Annotated in this window: 19 protein-coding genes; 7 read left to right on the top strand and 12 right to left on the bottom strand. The window is 62.5% G+C overall.

The window, feature by feature from the left end; genetic code table 11:
* Positions 1–900 (bottom strand): LysR family transcriptional regulator, encoded by a 900-nt coding sequence (locus YH62_RS12115; protein WP_046794485.1) that lies wholly within the window; start codon positions 898–900, stop codon positions 1–3.
* Between the two features lie 103 nt (positions 901–1,003).
* Here YH62_RS12115 and YH62_RS12110 point away from each other — a divergent pair, with 103 nt between their 5' ends.
* On the top strand, positions 1,004–2,017 hold the full coding sequence (locus YH62_RS12110) for an NAD(P)-dependent alcohol dehydrogenase (protein ID WP_046794484.1): 1,014 nt from the start codon (positions 1,004–1,006) through the stop codon (positions 2,015–2,017).
* Positions 2,018–2,063: 46 nt separating this feature from the next.
* On the opposite strand, the gene YH62_RS12105 is transcribed toward YH62_RS12110, so the two are convergent.
* Positions 2,064–2,471, bottom strand: coding sequence for a rhodanese-like domain-containing protein (locus YH62_RS12105; RefSeq protein ID WP_046794483.1), 408 nt, complete (start codon positions 2,469–2,471; stop codon positions 2,064–2,066).
* 71 nt (positions 2,472–2,542) lie between these two features.
* Between YH62_RS12105 and ftrA the strand changes: the two genes are divergently transcribed.
* Positions 2,543–3,535: a transcriptional regulator FtrA gene (gene ftrA, locus YH62_RS12100; RefSeq protein ID WP_046794482.1), complete on the top strand. Its 993-nt coding sequence runs from the start codon at positions 2,543–2,545 to the stop codon at positions 3,533–3,535.
* An 18-nt stretch (positions 3,536–3,553) separates the two neighbouring features.
* Here ftrA and YH62_RS12095 read toward each other — a convergent pair whose 3' ends face one another.
* The 4 genes from YH62_RS12095 to YH62_RS12080 are packed head-to-tail and all read right to left on the bottom strand — an operon-like array spanning position 3,554 to position 6,891.
* Positions 3,554–3,904 (bottom strand): type II toxin-antitoxin system PemK/MazF family toxin, encoded by a 351-nt coding sequence (locus YH62_RS12095; protein WP_082118331.1) that lies wholly within the window; start codon positions 3,902–3,904, stop codon positions 3,554–3,556.
* Positions 3,894–4,133 carry a ribbon-helix-helix protein, CopG family gene (locus YH62_RS12090; RefSeq protein WP_046794481.1) on the bottom strand — a complete coding sequence of 80 codons (240 nt, stop codon included), beginning with the start codon at positions 4,131–4,133 and terminating at the stop codon, positions 3,894–3,896. The genes YH62_RS12095 and YH62_RS12090 overlap by 11 nt, the downstream gene beginning before the upstream one ends.
* Positions 4,134–4,188: 55 nt before the next feature.
* The gene (preA, locus tag YH62_RS12085; RefSeq protein WP_046794480.1) at positions 4,189–5,502 is read right to left on the bottom strand and encodes an NAD-dependent dihydropyrimidine dehydrogenase subunit PreA; all 1,314 of its coding nucleotides are present in this window, start codon (positions 5,500–5,502) and stop codon (positions 4,189–4,191) included.
* Between the two features lie 15 nt (positions 5,503–5,517).
* On the bottom strand, positions 5,518–6,891 hold the full coding sequence (locus tag YH62_RS12080; RefSeq protein WP_046794479.1) for an NAD(P)-dependent oxidoreductase: 1,374 nt from the start codon (positions 6,889–6,891) through the stop codon (positions 5,518–5,520).
* A gap of 214 nt (positions 6,892–7,105) precedes the next feature.
* Between YH62_RS12080 and YH62_RS12075 the strand changes: the two genes are divergently transcribed.
* Positions 7,106–7,507, top strand: coding sequence for a DUF2325 domain-containing protein (locus tag YH62_RS12075; RefSeq protein WP_046794478.1), 402 nt, complete (start codon positions 7,106–7,108; stop codon positions 7,505–7,507).
* Complete coding sequence (locus YH62_RS12070; protein WP_046794477.1) at positions 7,488–7,709, top strand: hypothetical protein; 222 nt, start codon at positions 7,488–7,490, stop codon at positions 7,707–7,709. The genes YH62_RS12075 and YH62_RS12070 overlap by 20 nt, the downstream gene beginning before the upstream one ends.
* Positions 7,710–7,909: 200 nt before the next feature.
* Here the strand turns inward: YH62_RS12070 and YH62_RS12065 are convergent, their stop codons facing one another.
* From YH62_RS12065 to YH62_RS30490, 3 genes are all read right to left on the bottom strand, one after another.
* Positions 7,910–8,281 (bottom strand): DUF423 domain-containing protein, encoded by a 372-nt coding sequence (locus tag YH62_RS12065; protein WP_046794476.1) that lies wholly within the window; start codon positions 8,279–8,281, stop codon positions 7,910–7,912.
* A 4-nt stretch (positions 8,282–8,285) separates the two neighbouring features.
* Complete coding sequence (locus tag YH62_RS12060; protein ID WP_046794475.1) at positions 8,286–8,675, bottom strand: group II truncated hemoglobin; 390 nt, start codon at positions 8,673–8,675, stop codon at positions 8,286–8,288.
* Between the two features lie 110 nt (positions 8,676–8,785).
* Complete coding sequence (locus tag YH62_RS30490; RefSeq protein ID WP_170986365.1) at positions 8,786–8,959, bottom strand: hypothetical protein; 174 nt, start codon at positions 8,957–8,959, stop codon at positions 8,786–8,788.
* Between the two features lie 204 nt (positions 8,960–9,163).
* Between YH62_RS30490 and YH62_RS12055 the strand changes: the two genes are divergently transcribed.
* A complete protein-coding gene (locus tag YH62_RS12055) occupies positions 9,164–10,255 on the top strand; it encodes a transporter substrate-binding domain-containing protein (RefSeq protein WP_046794474.1) in 1,092 nt (363 codons plus the stop codon).
* A 135-nt stretch (positions 10,256–10,390) separates the two neighbouring features.
* Positions 10,391–10,825 (top strand): hypothetical protein, encoded by a 435-nt coding sequence (locus YH62_RS12050; RefSeq protein WP_046794473.1) that lies wholly within the window; start codon positions 10,391–10,393, stop codon positions 10,823–10,825.
* A gap of 66 nt (positions 10,826–10,891) precedes the next feature.
* On the opposite strand, the gene YH62_RS12045 is transcribed toward YH62_RS12050, so the two are convergent.
* Entirely contained in the window at positions 10,892–11,194 is a 303-nt protein-coding gene (locus YH62_RS12045) for a hypothetical protein (protein WP_046794472.1), read from the bottom strand.
* Positions 11,195–11,424: 230 nt separating this feature from the next.
* Here YH62_RS12045 and YH62_RS12040 point away from each other — a divergent pair, with 230 nt between their 5' ends.
* Complete coding sequence (locus YH62_RS12040; protein ID WP_046794471.1) at positions 11,425–11,820, top strand: GFA family protein; 396 nt, start codon at positions 11,425–11,427, stop codon at positions 11,818–11,820.
* Between the two features lie 6 nt (positions 11,821–11,826).
* Here YH62_RS12040 and YH62_RS12035 read toward each other — a convergent pair whose 3' ends face one another.
* Positions 11,827–13,347 carry a winged helix-turn-helix domain-containing tetratricopeptide repeat protein gene (locus tag YH62_RS12035; RefSeq protein WP_046794470.1) on the bottom strand — a complete coding sequence of 507 codons (1,521 nt, stop codon included), beginning with the start codon at positions 13,345–13,347 and terminating at the stop codon, positions 11,827–11,829.
* 75 nt (positions 13,348–13,422) lie between these two features.
* On the bottom strand, positions 13,423–14,337 hold the full coding sequence (locus YH62_RS12030; protein WP_046794469.1) for an agmatinase: 915 nt from the start codon (positions 14,335–14,337) through the stop codon (positions 13,423–13,425).
* Between the last annotated feature and the right edge of the window lie 175 nt (positions 14,338–14,512).

Below are 14,512 nucleotides of genomic sequence, written 5' to 3'. Positions count from 1 at the left end.
TCACTCCATGAGGGGCGGCAATTCCCTTGCGAGCGTATCGATCGCCAGCCGCACCTTCGGCAAGATGACCGGGGATTTCGGCCATACGGCGTAAGCTTCGAAAACTGTCGCGGGAATGTCCGTGAGCACGCGCACCAATTCGCCGGAAGCAACCCGATCCCGAGCTAGCCAGCATGTCAGCCAGGCGAGCCCGCGACCCTCGACAGCAGCATCGGCAATCGATGCGAGATCATCGAGGCGCAGCCGGGTACTTGGAAATATCTCGCGCGGCGAACCGTCTTCGGTTGGAAAAATCCATGGCCTGTCCTGGTTGCCGCGCCGGTAGACGATCGCTTCGTGACTGGCCAGATCTTTCAGGGTTTGCGGAATGCCGTGCTTTTCCAAGTAGGCGGGTGAGGCGCAGACGGTCATGCGTTGACGGGCGATCACGCGTGCCGTCAGGTCCGGATTGTCCTTCAATGGTCCGTTGCGAATGGCGAGATCGAAACCATCCTCGAGGAGATCGACAATGCGGTCGTTGAAGGAGAGATCGAGTTCGAGACCGGGATGCTCGTCGAGGAGCGGCGTGAGGGCGGGGGCAGCGCAATGGCGACCGAAGAGCACCGGCATGGTGATGCGCAGTCTGCCGCGTACCTCGCGCCGGCCGGATTCCAGCAGGGCCTCGCCAAGCCGGATCTCCTCCACCGCGCGCAGGCAGCGCTCATAGAAGAAGCGGCCCTCCTCCGTCAGGCTCTGGCTGCGCGTGGTGCGGTGGAAGAGCCGCACCCCAAGCCGTTCCTCCAGCCGGGCGATCGTCTTGCCGACCGCCGAACGCGTCAGGTTCAGCTTCTTGGCGGCGGCGGAGAAGCCACCTGCCTCGACCGTTTCCACGAAGACAGAAATGCCCTTCAACTGTTCCATGTTGTATCCAATGAGGAACCAAACTGGAGAAATCATATCGCAACTGCGGACTGATGTTCAACGATATGCTGCCCTCATCGATTTTCTCTCAAGGAGCGACAAGATGAGAACAGCAAGACAATGGAGTATCGCAGCGGTCGGGCCGGAAGATTTCCGCATCCGGGAGGCGGAAATTGCCGAACCTTCGAGCGGCGAAATCCTGGTGCGGGCGCAAGCCGTATCGCTGAACTACCGTGACAAGCTCATGCTGGAAACAGGCATGGGCCTGCCGCTGACATTTCCGTTCGTGCCGGCCTCGGACCTGGCGGGTGTGGGGGAGGCCGTGGGGCCGGGCGTCACCCGTTTCAAGCCGGGGGATCGGGTCATTTCCACCTTTTCGCCGGGACGTATCGCGGGCAAAGAGATAGGCGACGCCCGCAATCCACCCTATAAATCACTGGGCGGCTATTATCCCGGCGTGCTTTCGGAATATGTCACGTTTCCGCAGGATTGGTTCGTCGCCGCGCCCAGCTCGCTTGACGCGGCCGAGGCGAGCACGTTGCCCTGCGCCGGCCTGACGGCATGGTTTGCCCTGATCGAACAAGGCAAGCTGAAGGCTGGCGACAGGGTCGTGGTCCAGGGCACTGGAGGCGTCGCGCTGTTCGGCCTGCAGATCGCCAAGGCGCATGGTGCTGAAGTCTTCATCACCTCGTCGAGCGCCGAGAAGCTGGAGCGCGCCCGCAAGCTGGATGCGGATCATCTTCTTCCCCGCGAGGGCTGGGTGGAGCGCGTCCTCGACCTGACGGGCGATCACGGCGCCGACCATATTCTCGAAATCGCCGGCGGTCCGGCGTTTGCGCATTCGCTGGACGCTGTTGCCGTCGGCGGGCGGATATCGGTGATCGGCGTGCTGGAAGGGCTCGAAATCTCCGCTCCGACGGTGCCGCTCATTCTCAAGTCTCCCACGGTTCAGGGAATCTCCGTCGGGCATCGTCGGGCACTGGAAGATTTTGTTCGTGCCGTCGATGCGATCGGGCTCAAGCCGGTGATCGACAGGCGCTATCGCTTCGAGGAGGCGCGTGAGGCCTTCGCGCATCTCGATCGCGGCGCCTTCGGCAAGATCGTGATCGAGTTCTGAGGGTAGACAACCGCTCCCGCCGTTTGGCCGGCGGGAGCGGAGATCGTCATTCGGCGGCAACGGCTGCGCTTTCGAAGGCGAAGCCTTCGTCGGCCCAGCCGGTCATGCCGCCGATCATGACCTTCACCGACAGGCCGAGACGTGCGAGCCGCAGGGCCGCCTTGTCGGTGCCGTTGCAATGAGGGCCTGCGCAATAAACGATGAAGAGCGTATCGGCCGGCCATTCCGACATGCGGTGCGCAGTCATCTTCCCGTGCGGCAGGTTGAGGGCCCCCGGAATGTGAGAGGCTGCAAACAGCGCCGGCGAACGGACGTCGAGGAGCACGAAATCCGAATGGCCGGCCTGCAGGGATGCGTGAACGTCCCAACAATCCGTCTCGAAGGCGAGCTTTCTTGCGTAATGTTCGGCAACGGCTTCGGGGGAGGCGAATATCTCGGCGACGGGGCTCGGCATCGGTGTTTCCTTTCCGGTTTGATGTTGCCCGTGACCGTGCCTCATGTTAGTTCGAAGCGAAATTGGCCGTAATGACGATTATCGTAAAGATCATGCCAAAAGCTTCAATTCTTTCCGGCCCCCGTGTAGCGGTGCTCGCCTATGACGGGCTCTGCACCTTCGAGTTCGGCATCGCCTACGAAGTCTTCGGCCTGCCGCGTCCGGAAATGGGAGGGGGCTGGTATCGCTATTCCGTCTGCGGCATCGAACCGGGCCCGTTGAGGGCCGCGGGCGGGCTCAGCGTTCTGGTCGATCATGGGCTTGAAGCGATGGCCGAAGCGGATCTGATCATCGTTCCGGGCTGGCGGGCGATCGACGCGGAGGTTCCCGAGACCCTGATCGCAGCCTTGCGGTCCGCCCATGAGCGCGGAGCGCGCATCATGTCGCTGTGTTCGGGCGCCGCGGTGCTTGCCGCTTCCGGCCTTCTTCGCAATCGCAGGGCGACGACGCATTGGCGCTATGTCGCCTCGCTCGCGGAGCGCTATTCGGACATCGCCTTCGATGTGAGCGTTCTCTACATGGACGAGGGCAGCATCCTGACCGCTGCGGGAAGTGCCGCGGGCATCGATCTCTGCCTGCATGTGGTTCGCGGCGATTTCGGCGCGGAGGCCGCCAACAGCGTCGCCCGGCGTCTCGTGCTGCCGCCGCACCGGGAAGGCGGGCAGGCGCAATTCATCCATGCGCCCGTTCCCGTCGAGCGCGAGGGCGTGCGGCTGGGGCCGCTGCTCGAATGGATGCGCCAGAACCTCGATGCCGAGCAGCCCATCAGCGTGCTCGCCAAGAAGGCGGGCATGAGCATGCGCACGTTCCAGCGGCGGTTCGAGCAGACGACGGGCGTAAGCGTCGGCGCGTGGCTCCTGAAGGAGCGCCTTCGGCATGCGCGCGGATTGCTGGAGAATGACGAGACCTCGCTTGAGGATATTGCCGTTGCCAGCGGCTTCGGCACGCCGGCGACGATGCGGCATCACTTCCGCAAACAGTTGGGGACCAGCCCGAGCGCGTATCGGCGATCGTTCGGTGCGTGAAGTGTTGGAGAAGCCTTATCAAGCGGTTTCGTCCAGCGCCTCGCCTTCATCCACCAAGTCAACGATAACCTGCTTTATCTCCGACAGCCTCCCGATATCCATAGTCCCGATGGAAATGCCGAGTTTTGCTTTCGGAAGCGTCGTAATCTTGTCGCACATGGCGAAAGATCGCTTCTGCAAGCCGTTCTCCAAGGTCGGCTCGATCTCCACGCGGATCGGTGAACCATCGGCATCGTAAGAGGTGAGGGGAACGACAATCACGCTTTCCAACTGAACGTTCGGGTTTTGCATTACCACGACCGGTCTCGGCTTGCCCGTATAGTCACCACGCTCGGCCATCAGATAAATTCGACCGCGCTCAATCTTCATCGATCGGCTCGCTCATCGATGAGAGCCAGCGCATCACGTCGGCCTCTTCTTCCTCATGCCGTCTAATTCGGGTTGCCGCATCCCGCAGCTGTTCGTTCCGAACCCGGCGAACGTATAGCGTCAACGCCTCGCGGATCGCTTCGCTCTGAGTGAGATGCCTGGTCTGGGCCGCTTCCGCGAACTGATCCTTCAAGTGCTCGTCAATTCGGAAACTCATCAAACTTGCCATGGTTCATCTCCGAGGTAATACAAAACATATTACACCCATCAGGAACCAGGGCAAGCTACTCCGCGGCCTGCCGGGCCATCGGATTGTTCGGATGGGTCGTCCAGTTGGCATAGACGGGATCGACCACCTTGCCGGTGCGCTTGTCGAGTTCGCCCGCCGGAAGCGCTTCCATGGTGATGCAGTTCTCGACGGGACAGACGTTGACGCAGAGATTGCAGCCGACGCATTCCTCTTCCATCACCTCGAAATGGCGGACACCGTCGACGAATTGCGTGATCGCCTGGTGCGAAGTGTCCTCGCAGGCGATGTGACAGCGGCCGCATTTGATGCAGGCATCCTGATCGATATGCGCCTTGGCGATGTAGTTGAGGTTGAGATACTGCCAGTCGGTGACGTTAGGCACGGCGCGACCGATAATATCGTCCAGCGATTGGTGCCCCTTGGCGTCCATCCAGTCGGATAGGCCGGTAATCATCTCCTGCACGATCTTGAAGCCGTAGGTCATGGCCGCGGTGCAGACCTGCACGTTGCCGGCGCCGAGTGCCAGGAATTCAGCCGCATCCCGCCAGGTGGTGATGCCGCCGATGCCGGAGATGGGCAGGCCGTATGTCTCGGGATCGCGGGCGATCTCGGCCACCATGTTGAGCGCGATCGGCTTCACCGCCGGGCCGCAATAGCCGCCATGCGAACCCTTGCCGCCGACGGTAGGATTCGGCGCGAAATTGTCGAGATCGACGGAGACGATCGAGTTGATCGTGTTGATCAGGCTGACGGCGTCAGTGCCGCCGGCTTTCGCGGCGCGGGCCGGCTTGCGGATGTCGGTGACGTTCGGCGTCAGCTTGGTGATCACTGGCATGCGGGTATATTGCTTGCACCAGCGCACCACCATCTCGATATATTCCGGCACCTGGCCGACGGCGGCGCCCATGCCGCGCTCGGACATGCCGTGCGGACAGCCGAAATTCAGCTCGATGCCGTCCACCTCGGTCTCTTCCACCAGCGGCAGGATCGCCTTCCAGGCCTCCTCGGTGCAGGGCACCATGATCGAAGCGATGATCGCCCGGTCCGGCCAGTTCTTCTTCACCTGCTTCATTTCGCGAAGATTGGTGTAGAGGTCGCGGTCGGTGATGAGTTCGATATTGTTGAGGCCGAGAAGCCGGCGGTCTGCGCCCCAGATCGCGCCGTAGCGCGGGCCGTTGACGTTGACGACCGGCGGGCCTTCCTCACCGAGCGTCTTCCAGACGACGCCGCCCCAGCCTGCCTTGAAGGCGCGCTCCACGTTATAGGCCTTGTCGGTCGGCGGCGCGGAGGCGAGCCAGAAGGGGTTCGGAGACTTTATGCCGACGAAATTGTTGCGGATATCAGCCATGGTTCGTCCTCCCGCTCAGGCTACGGCCGTAGCCGGCTGGATGCCGGCTGCGAGCACGCGGTTGATGCTTTCGGCAGCGTCGCGGCCTTGTGCGACTGCCGAGACGGTGAGGTCTTCGCCGACGCCGACGCAATCTCCGCCGGCCCAGACGCGCTCGACCGAGGTGCGGCTTTCCGCATCCACCGCTATTCTGCCACGTTCCATGGCAAGTGCTCCGAGCCCGGAGGCGAGGAAGCTCTGACCGATCGCCTTCATGATCTGATCGGCGGCGATCACCCCCGTCTCGTCGGTGGGGACGAGCTTGCCGTCACGCATCGCGGTATATTCGACCTCGATGCCGGCGACGCTGCCGTCCTTGCCGAGAATGCGCTTCGGCGCCAGCCAGTGGCGGATGATGACGCCGTTGGCGGTGGCCAGATCCTGCTCGTAGCCCGAGGCGTTCATGTGCTCCTTGCCGCGGCGATAGCAGATGGTCACTTCCTCGGCGCCGAGCAGTTTTGCCTGGATTGCCGCGTCGATGGCGGTCATGCCGCCGCCGAGCACGACGATGCGACGGCCGATCGGTACGGTCGCCTTGTCCTTGGCCTGGCGGAGTGCCGCGATGAAATCCACCGCATCGTCCACGCCGGCAAGATCCTCGCCCTCGATGCCGAGGCCGTTGACGCCGGCAAGTCCCATGGCAAGGAAGACCGCATCATATTGCGCAGTTAGATCGGAGAGCGAGAAATCGCGGCCGAGCGCTTGGCCGTTTCGGATCTCGATGCCGCCGATGGCGGTGACGTATTCCACCTCGCGGCTCGCGAACTCGTCCACCGCCTTGTAGGTGGCGATGCCGTATTCGTTGAGGCCGCCTGCCTTCTCGCGGGCATCCAGGATCACCACGGAATGGCCGTGCATGGCGAGCCTGTGGGCTGCGGCAAGGCCTGCGGGGCCAGCGCCGACCACCGCCACCGTCTTACCGGTCGGGGCAGGGCGGGTGTAGAACTGCCTGCCGGCCTCCATGGCGATGTCCGTCGCATAGCGCTGCAGCCTGCCGATCTCGACCGGCCGGTCCTCGGCCGTGTTGCGCACACAGGCCTCTTCGCAGAGCGTTTCGGTGGGACAGACGCGGGCGCACATGCCGCCCAGTATGTTCTGATCGAAGATGGTTTTCGCCGAGCCAAGCGGATTTCCCGTCGATATCTGCCGGATGAACATCGGGATATCGATCGTGGTGGGACAGGCCGTCATGCACGGCGCGTCGTAACAGAAATAACAGCGGTCGGCCGCGACCAGCGCTTCGTGCCTGTCGAGGCGCGGATGAAGATCGGCGAAATTCGTCTCATACTCCGCCGGCGTAAGGCGCCCAGCCTCGATGCCCGGCGCGGAGCCGCTTCCCAGTCGTTCCATCTTCTGTTCCCTTATTGTGGATTCATGGACAACTATTGGGCAGAGCGTAACACAGGCTAAAAATTTATCAAACGGTAAATTTTTGGCACGAAACGGGCACAGCGAGCGCCGGAAAATTCATGATAAAAAGAGTCCACTTTAATCTTTACTCTGAAAATCAACTTTACTATGGTGCCGCTCATCCAAACGGAATCGACTGCCAGATGGGGACCTCATGGCGAAGAAGCAGAAGCGGAAGAACGGCAATGGCGGCCCGGCGGAAAGCCAAAAAAGCCCTGCCGGCAACGCGGTGGATATTCGCAGTTTTCTCTATGTCGGCGGGCGCGACTGCCAGGTGGCGCATCTCCGGGAAATCGCCAGCACCTACGGCGCGGAACTCATCCACCACGACGGCGGCTTGCGGGAAGCGGTCTCGCGCATCGATACCGTCCTGCCTTCGGTCGACTGCGTCTTCTGCCCCATCGACTGTATCAGCCACGATGCGTGTCTGAGGGTCAAGACGGGCTGCAAGAAGTTCGGCAAGACCTTCATTCCGCTGCGCAACGGCTCGAAATCCAGTCTGGAGCGGGCGCTTCAGACCATGAAGGAACGCAATGATGAACGAAGAACGTCCTGACGCCGGCCTGTTCATCGGGCTGCACAAGCTGGCCCAGCAGAACGGCGACGGGCTGGTGCCCGAACTTTACGAACTGCTGATGCGACGCGCCGAGACGCAGGCCGACATGACCAATGTCGTTGCCTTTCCCGCCGGTGTGAAATCGCATTACTCCGATGTGCCGCCCGACCAAGCGGGGCGGGTGCTGGCGTTCAGGCGGTAGGCAAAGTCCCGTCTGCATCGGTCTTGGAAACCCCTCCCGCCTGCCGGCCACCCTCCCCACAAGGGGGAGGGTCAGGGATGCCGGACTGCGTCACGTCCCATATGCGATCGCACAGGGAAAGGGGCCACGGATGAGGCAATGCCTTGCCACAAGTCTTCTCCCCCCCTTGTGGGGGAGATGGCCGGCAGGCCAGAGGGGGCTTAAATCTCTCTGCGCCCGAAAACTGCCCCCGCCGCCACGAGCAGCCAGCCGAGCATCATGCCCAACCCGCCGATCGGCGCGGCCAAGGGGAATAGCCGTTCGCCGAGGAAATGCCGCGCCACCAGGTCGCCGGCGAAGATGATCGTTCCGAGCCCGAGCACCAGTGCGGCCGGCGTCGCGGTCCGGAATGCCTTGTGGCCGAGATAGAGCCCCAGCAGGACCGGCGCGTGGGCGAGGCACATGGTCGAGGCCGAACCGAGAAATGTCCTGTCGCCGCCGTGGCTCGCCGCAGCCGCCAGAGCCACGCCCGCAGCGCCCATGAGCCCGCTCACAAACAGAATCAACGGCCTGAGATTGTCGAGTCTTTCCATTGGCCTATTCCCGGTTCTGCATGTGGAAGGCGAGGCGCTCGATCGGCGGCCAGATGATGTCGCGCAGCTTTGGGTTTTCGATCGTCTCTTCCATGGCGCGGCGGAAGCAGAGCATCCATTCGTCCCGTTCGGCGGGGCCGATCTCGGCCATGAAGTGGCGCGATCGCAAACGTGGATGTCCGTATTTTTCGACATAGACCGGAGGCCCGCCGAGATAGCCGGTGAGATAATCGTAGAGTTTCGCTTCGCTGCCTTCGAGGCTCGGCGGGTGGATGGCGCGGCAGCGGGCGGCTTCCGGAAGCGTGTCCATGAGTTCGTAGAAACGCTTCACCAATGCGCGGACGGTCTGATCGCCGCCGATCGCTTCGTAGAGTGTGATGGTTTCGCCTGCCATGAGAGCTTCTGGCCGCCTTCCGGATCGTCCCTGCGGGTGTAGTCCGCCGGAGCGATCCGGGCAAGCGCCATGGCGTCGCAGCGGGGGAGGGCTTCCGGACAGACCTTATATCAATCCGGCCCGACATCCGCCTCCCGGCCGCCGGGCTCCGGCAGCGAGCCGGAACCGGGCGTCTTGTCGCGGTCAATCAGGTGTTCCTTGGCATGCGGACCGGCCGGCTCCTTGGCCGGCTTCAGCGGTTTGCCGCTTTCGACGGCTTCGCGGGCCTTCTTGTCCTCGTTCATGGCATCCTCCGATGGGTTTTCGAAGGCCAACGCGCCTTGGGGAAGGTCGTTCCCTGGAGAAGCCGCCCACTACCTGCAGCAATGTTCATGCTCAGCGCGTATCGACAATATCGGCAGCCGTCTTAAATCGGGATGGGAGACCGCTTGCGGTCGGCGCTCGCAAGGAACGCCAAGCCGGAGAAAAGAGGGATTGGGAACGGGCCGATGAAATATTGCCGCATATCGATTTTGATTCTCCTATTCATTGCCGCATCCTTCTATTTCCGCCCCGCGCAGGCTCAGAGCCAGTCAGCACCGCCGCGGCCCCTGGCGGTCGGGGTTTATGTGAGCCCGCCTTTCGTGATGAAAGATGGGGAACACTATTCCGGAATGGCGATCGAGCTTTGGGAGGCGACGGCAAGGCCGCTGAACCTCGTCTACAGCTATCGCGACTATCCGAGTTTCGAGGCGCTTATCGCCGCGACGGAGCGCGGCGAGGCCGATGTCGCCGTTTCCAACCTGACGATCACCAGGGGGCGGGTCGAGCGCATCACGTTTTCCCAGCCCTGGTATGATGCCGGTTTGCGCATCATGGTGGCGGATAGCGAAGATGCGGGGTTCTGGCAGGTCATCGGCGGGCTGGAGCGCGCCGGCCATCTGCGCGCCATGGCCTGGCTCGCCTTCATCGTCGTGGTCGCCACGCTCGTTCTCGCCCTGTTTTACCGGCGCATCGACAAGACCTTCCCGCAAACCTGGCATGAGGGCCTTGCCGAGAGCTTCTACGAGGTCATGTCGGTCGCCACCTCCGGCAAGGTCACGCGCCCCAATGCGCTCGGCTGGTTGGGAAGGGTTTCGGGCGGGATCTGGATGGTCTGCGGCGTGGCCGTCATCGCCTATCTCACCTCATCCGTCACCAGCGTCATGACGGCGCTGACGCTGACGCATCAGGTCAATTCCCTTGCCGACCTGCCGGGAAAGACCGTGGGCGTGCTCGGCGGCAGCGTAGCGGAGAGCTATTCGAACGAGCTGCGGCTTGCGACGGACGCATATTCCGATATCGACGGGGCGGTGGCGGGCCTTGTCTCCGGCCGTTCCTCCGCTCTCATCGGGGATGCGCCGGTGCTGGAATATTATGCGCACACCCATTCCGCGTCACCGCTCTCCGTCGTCGGGCCGATCTTCCACCCCGACAAATACGGTTTCGGCTTCAGGCACGGTGACACGCTCAGCCACGAGGTCACGCTGCAGATCCTCGCGTTGCAGGAGGCGGGCGCGCTGGAAAACCTGCGACGGAAATATTTCGGCAACAGCCAGTGACCCAATCCCGTCACCGTAGCGCGACCGCTTTCGTCTAAATCGTTAACCAAAGCGGCATGTTGCCGGTTGGAAAATCGGCCGCAGCACTACCATTCCGAATCACGCGATTTCGAGTTCGACCCGAGGAGTAGCGATATGAACAAGACATTGATCCTGGCGTTTGCCGGCGTCCTGGCGCTGTCGGCACCGGCGATGGCGCAGACCGCGGCCGATACGGACAAATCGCTCGACAGCCTGTTTGGCGATCACAAGCCCTATGCGGATTTCCTCGCCAAGCTGCAGAAGGCGGTCGCCTCCGACGATAAGGAGACCGTGGCGAACATGGTGGATTATCCCTTCCAGGCGCGCATCGCCGGCAAAGCCGTCAAGATCAAGGATGCCAGGCATTTCGTTGCCGACTACGACAAGGTGGTCACCGCGAAGGTGAAGGCTTCCATCGCCAAGCAGACCTATCCGACGCTGTTTGCCAACTGGCAGGGCGTGATGATCGGTGATGGCGAGGTGTGGTTCTCCGAGGTCGGAAAGGACGAAAAGCATATGGCGGTGAAGATCATTGCCATCAACGACTGATACACCGGTCAGGCATTTCGATTGGAAAAGCCGGGTTCGACGCCCGGCTTTCCAAGGCATAGAACATCAGTCGCAGACGCGTGCGCGATACATGTCACCCCAGGCATTCTGACGCCAGATGACGCGGCAGGCGGGATAAGCCCGGTAGACCGGTTCGTAGATAGGTGCCTCATAAACCGGGCCGGCATAGGCGGGGCGGGCAGCTCCGGCGATAAGCGCGCCGCCGACGATGGTGCCCGCGATACCGGCGGCAAGGCCGCGTCCGAAATTGTTGTGAGCTTCAGCCTGGGAGGCGGTGGCAATTGTGGTGCCCGCAATTGTCAAGGCGACCAGACCGGTGGTGACGAGCTTGCGCGTATTGGTCCACATGGTCCTGTTCCTTTTGCTCTTCAGGCGCGGCTTGGGTGGCCTTGCCTGAATACGGGCAAACAATGCGCTTCCCGAGACTACGGTTGCATGTCCATTCCGTTAAATTTTGGTAAGCCGCGCCGGCGCTGCAGCCATCCCGAGTTTCCCTTCCGTCCTCCGGTCAATTGCAATGACGGCGCTGCACGTTGTAGCCATATCCATAGCTTGGATATTGGAGGAGGAGACACAGCATGGATCGTTTCACCGGCGGCTGCCTGTGCGGCAATGTCCGATTTGCGGCGGAGGGCCGCCCATACCGGGTCGGCATTTGTCATTGTCTCGACTGCCGCAAGCATCACGGGGCCCTTTTCCACGCCTCCGCGATATTCCCTGAGGACGCGGTGACAATCGAGGGCGAAACGCGCGACTATGCCGGGCGGCATTTCTGTCCTCGCTGCGGCTCGACCGTTTTCGCCCGCAGCGGAGGAGACGAAATCGAGATGAACCTCGGGTCGCTCGATGCTCCGAACCAATTTACGCCGACCTACGAACTCTGGACCGTCCGTCGCGAAACCTGGCTGCCACCGTTTCCGCTCAAGCGGCGATACGAGCACGATCGGGACAATACGGAGCGACTTGAGGAATAGGGCGCCTCACTCCGGCAGACCCGCCTTGCGGAAGCCGTCGATGAAATGCTGAAGCGTCGCGGCGTCGCGGAACGGCTCCGTCGCCGCCCAATGGCGGATCGTGAAATCCGGGTTGCCGACGAGGAAGAGTTCCGCCTCCACGCGCGCCTCGTCGAGCCGGCCAAGCTGGGCGAGGCTCGCCGCCAGGAAGCGGCGGGAGCTTGTCCGATAGGTTTCGTCCCGGCGCAGCGTCTCGACAGCCTCTTCGTATCGGCCAGCCGCATATTGCGCCTGGCCGAGCGCCAGATAGTACCAGCTTGCCGGAAACGGGTTCAGCCGGAACGCTTTGGCGATATGCTCCTGTCCCTCCTCTATCCGCCCGGCCAGGATCGCGATGTCGGATAGGGCCGCAAACGTGTCGGCCTCGTTGGGATCGAGCGCGAGCGCCTTTTCGAACTCCGCATCCGCCTCGGCAAAGCTGCGCTCATAGGCGAGCAGATAGGCGAGGATCCAGCGCGAGCCGGCGCTGTCGGGATCGAGCGTCACGGCCTTGCGGGCCAGTTCCAGCGCTATGTCCCGATCGGCTTCCGTCGGGCCGCCGGAATGCACCCAGCCCATCCAGTGGTTCATGGCAAGCCAGCGATAGGCCTCGGCATAGTCCGGATCGAGCGAAACCGCGCGCGTCAGCATCAGATGCGCTTCCCGCGCCATCTGCGGCGTGTCGTCCATCAGCCTGCGCGCCCGCACGCAGAGATCGTAAGCCTCGAGGTTCTTGGGCCGATTGCGCGGCGGCGGAGCGCTGAGCCTGCCGGTGAGCGCCTCCACGATCCTGGCCGTCACCTCGTCCTGCACCGCAAAGATATCGTCCAGGCCGTGATCGAAGCGTTCCGCCCATAGGTGATCGCCGCTTGCCGCGTCGACCAGTTGCGCATTGATGCGCACACGGCCCACGGCGCGTCTTGCGCTTCCCGTGAGCAGGTAGCGCACGCCAAGCTCCTCGGCGATAGCGCGCACGTCCATCGCCTTTCCCCTGTAGGCAAAGGAGGAATTGCGCGCGATGACGAACAGGCCGGAATTCCTGGAGAGATCGGTTATCAGGTCTTCGGTCAGCCCGTCCGCAAAGGCTTCCTGTTCGGGATCGTTGCTGATATTCACAAAAGGCAGCACGGCGATCGATGGCTTGTCGGGCAGGGGCAGGGGATTTCGCTTGCCTCCGCCGAGCCGTTCGACGGTGCCGAGAAAGCGGTAGCCGACGCGCGGCACCGTGGAAATCCATTCACCGCCCCCATTGGCGGCGTCGCCGGCTGGGCCGAGCAGCTTCCTGATCTGTGCGATCTGGACGGTGAGGTTGCCTTCCTCCACGGCCATGCCGGGCCACGCCGCATCCATCAATTCCGCCTTGCTCAGGATCTCGCCGGGCCGGCCGACCAGCGCCGCGAGCAGCTTCACCCCGCGATAGCCGAGGGCCACGGGATCATCGTTCCAGAGCAGTGTTCCCGCATCCGGATCAAGTACGAACGGACCAAAGGCGAAGCGCGATCCCTGCATGGGCGCATCTTTAGAACCTTTAAGGCTCGGATGGAACCTTGTCTGGCGCATCCTGCGCGAGAGGACGCCGGGTCTTCAAGCCTGCCGGACGATGGTGCCGATGACATTGACGAGAAGGCGCGCGGCCGTCAGGGCCGATAGGCCGTCAATGTCGGCGGGAGGATAAAGTTCAACAAGGTCGAATCCTGCGATCTTGGCCCGCTTGCCGAGGCCTGCGATCAAGTCGATCACCTGCGTATAAGTGAGGCCGCCAGGGGCGCGTGCCGCCACGCCCGGCATGATACCAGGATCGATACTGTCGCAATCAAGAGTGACAACAACGCGCGCTCCTTCCGGGATATACCGGAGCGCGGCTTCGATGCCTTTAGAGTGAACCTCGCGGGCGGTCACGAAGCTGCTGCCATAATCCCGCGCTGCTTCGATGTCGGTGAAGCGGGCACTACCGACGCTGCGGAGGCCGGCCTGCACGATGCCGGCGATATGCGGCATCTCGCTCGCCCGGCGCATCGGGCTCGAATAGCCGTAGCGTTCGTCATTCACCTCGTCGCGCCAGTCGATATGGGCGTCGATCTGCAGTATCCAAATCGGACCATGATCCGCAAAGCCGGCGAGGAAGGGAATCGTCACGGAACAGTCGCCGCCGAGCAGGATCGGCGCTGCCGGCAACGCTAAGATCTTGCGCGTCTTCGCCTCGATCCGGGCACGGTTGCCGGCATTGTCATGCATGGTGGTCGGGATATCGCCGGCATCTATGCAGGAGACCGGCTTGCCGTCAAACAGCGGGCCACCGAGATCGAAATCCCAGTGCTCGACGAGTGCGGCATCCTCCTGGCTCGCAGCGCGGATTGCATCGGCGGCCAGGGCATGTCCGCTGCTGTCCTTGCCTCGATAGGTGCTGCCGTGACCGGCTCCGAAGATCACAGCATGGGGGATGCGGCTGTCGGCGAGGTGATCGGGAAGGCCGAGAAAGGGAGCTGAGGCGGCGGTCATTTCTTGATAGCCTTGATAATGAAATCTCTGTGCCTAGGCAGAGGATAGTTGGTTTGCGATAGGGCAAACCCTGCGCCAAGCCTTGCAAGCCTGCAAGATAGCCCGTTTGGAAGTTTTTGGAACTATTCGGGAGGGCTTAATTACGGCGCTCTCCGCATCCCGCAGAATTCAACCT

Source organism: Rhizobium sp. LC145 (genome assembly GCF_001005825.1).
Taxonomy (GTDB): Bacteria; Pseudomonadota; Alphaproteobacteria; order Rhizobiales; family Rhizobiaceae; genus Neorhizobium.
Note: the sequence above shows the minus strand (reverse complement) of the source record. Positions and strands in the feature narration are given on the sequence as shown.

What these genes read in the sequence shown, in the direction of transcription:
- YH62_RS12115 (WP_046794485.1), bottom strand. Translation starts at nt 900, where the DNA reads ATGGAACAGTTGAAGGGCATTTCTGTCTTCGTGGAAACGGTCGAGGCA.
- YH62_RS12110 (WP_046794484.1), top strand. Translation starts at nt 1,004, where the DNA reads ATGAGAACAGCAAGACAATGGAGTATCGCAGCGGTCGGGCCGGAAGAT.
- YH62_RS12105 (WP_046794483.1), bottom strand. Translation starts at nt 2,471, where the DNA reads ATGCCGAGCCCCGTCGCCGAGATATTCGCCTCCCCCGAAGCCGTTGCC.
- ftrA (WP_046794482.1), top strand. Translation starts at nt 2,543, where the DNA reads ATGACGATTATCGTAAAGATCATGCCAAAAGCTTCAATTCTTTCCGGC.
- YH62_RS12095 (WP_082118331.1), bottom strand. Translation starts at nt 3,904, where the DNA reads ATGAAGATTGAGCGCGGTCGAATTTATCTGATGGCCGAGCGTGGTGAC.
- YH62_RS12090 (WP_046794481.1), bottom strand. Translation starts at nt 4,133, where the DNA reads ATGGCAAGTTTGATGAGTTTCCGAATTGACGAGCACTTGAAGGATCAG.
- preA (WP_046794480.1), bottom strand. Translation starts at nt 5,502, where the DNA reads ATGGCTGATATCCGCAACAATTTCGTCGGCATAAAGTCTCCGAACCCC.
- YH62_RS12080 (WP_046794479.1), bottom strand. Translation starts at nt 6,891, where the DNA reads ATGGAACGACTGGGAAGCGGCTCCGCGCCGGGCATCGAGGCTGGGCGC.
- YH62_RS12075 (WP_046794478.1), top strand. Translation starts at nt 7,106, where the DNA reads ATGGCGAAGAAGCAGAAGCGGAAGAACGGCAATGGCGGCCCGGCGGAA.
- YH62_RS12070 (WP_046794477.1), top strand. Translation starts at nt 7,488, where the DNA reads ATGAACGAAGAACGTCCTGACGCCGGCCTGTTCATCGGGCTGCACAAG.
- YH62_RS12065 (WP_046794476.1), bottom strand. Translation starts at nt 8,281, where the DNA reads ATGGAAAGACTCGACAATCTCAGGCCGTTGATTCTGTTTGTGAGCGGG.
- YH62_RS12060 (WP_046794475.1), bottom strand. Translation starts at nt 8,675, where the DNA reads ATGGCAGGCGAAACCATCACACTCTACGAAGCGATCGGCGGCGATCAG.
- YH62_RS30490 (WP_170986365.1), bottom strand. Translation starts at nt 8,959, where the DNA reads ATGAACGAGGACAAGAAGGCCCGCGAAGCCGTCGAAAGCGGCAAACCG.
- YH62_RS12055 (WP_046794474.1), top strand. Translation starts at nt 9,164, where the DNA reads ATGAAATATTGCCGCATATCGATTTTGATTCTCCTATTCATTGCCGCA.
- YH62_RS12050 (WP_046794473.1), top strand. Translation starts at nt 10,391, where the DNA reads ATGAACAAGACATTGATCCTGGCGTTTGCCGGCGTCCTGGCGCTGTCG.
- YH62_RS12045 (WP_046794472.1), bottom strand. Translation starts at nt 11,194, where the DNA reads ATGTGGACCAATACGCGCAAGCTCGTCACCACCGGTCTGGTCGCCTTG.
- YH62_RS12040 (WP_046794471.1), top strand. Translation starts at nt 11,425, where the DNA reads ATGGATCGTTTCACCGGCGGCTGCCTGTGCGGCAATGTCCGATTTGCG.
- YH62_RS12035 (WP_046794470.1), bottom strand. Translation starts at nt 13,347, where the DNA reads ATGCAGGGATCGCGCTTCGCCTTTGGTCCGTTCGTACTTGATCCGGAT.
- YH62_RS12030 (WP_046794469.1), bottom strand. Translation starts at nt 14,337, where the DNA reads ATGACCGCCGCCTCAGCTCCCTTTCTCGGCCTTCCCGATCACCTCGCC.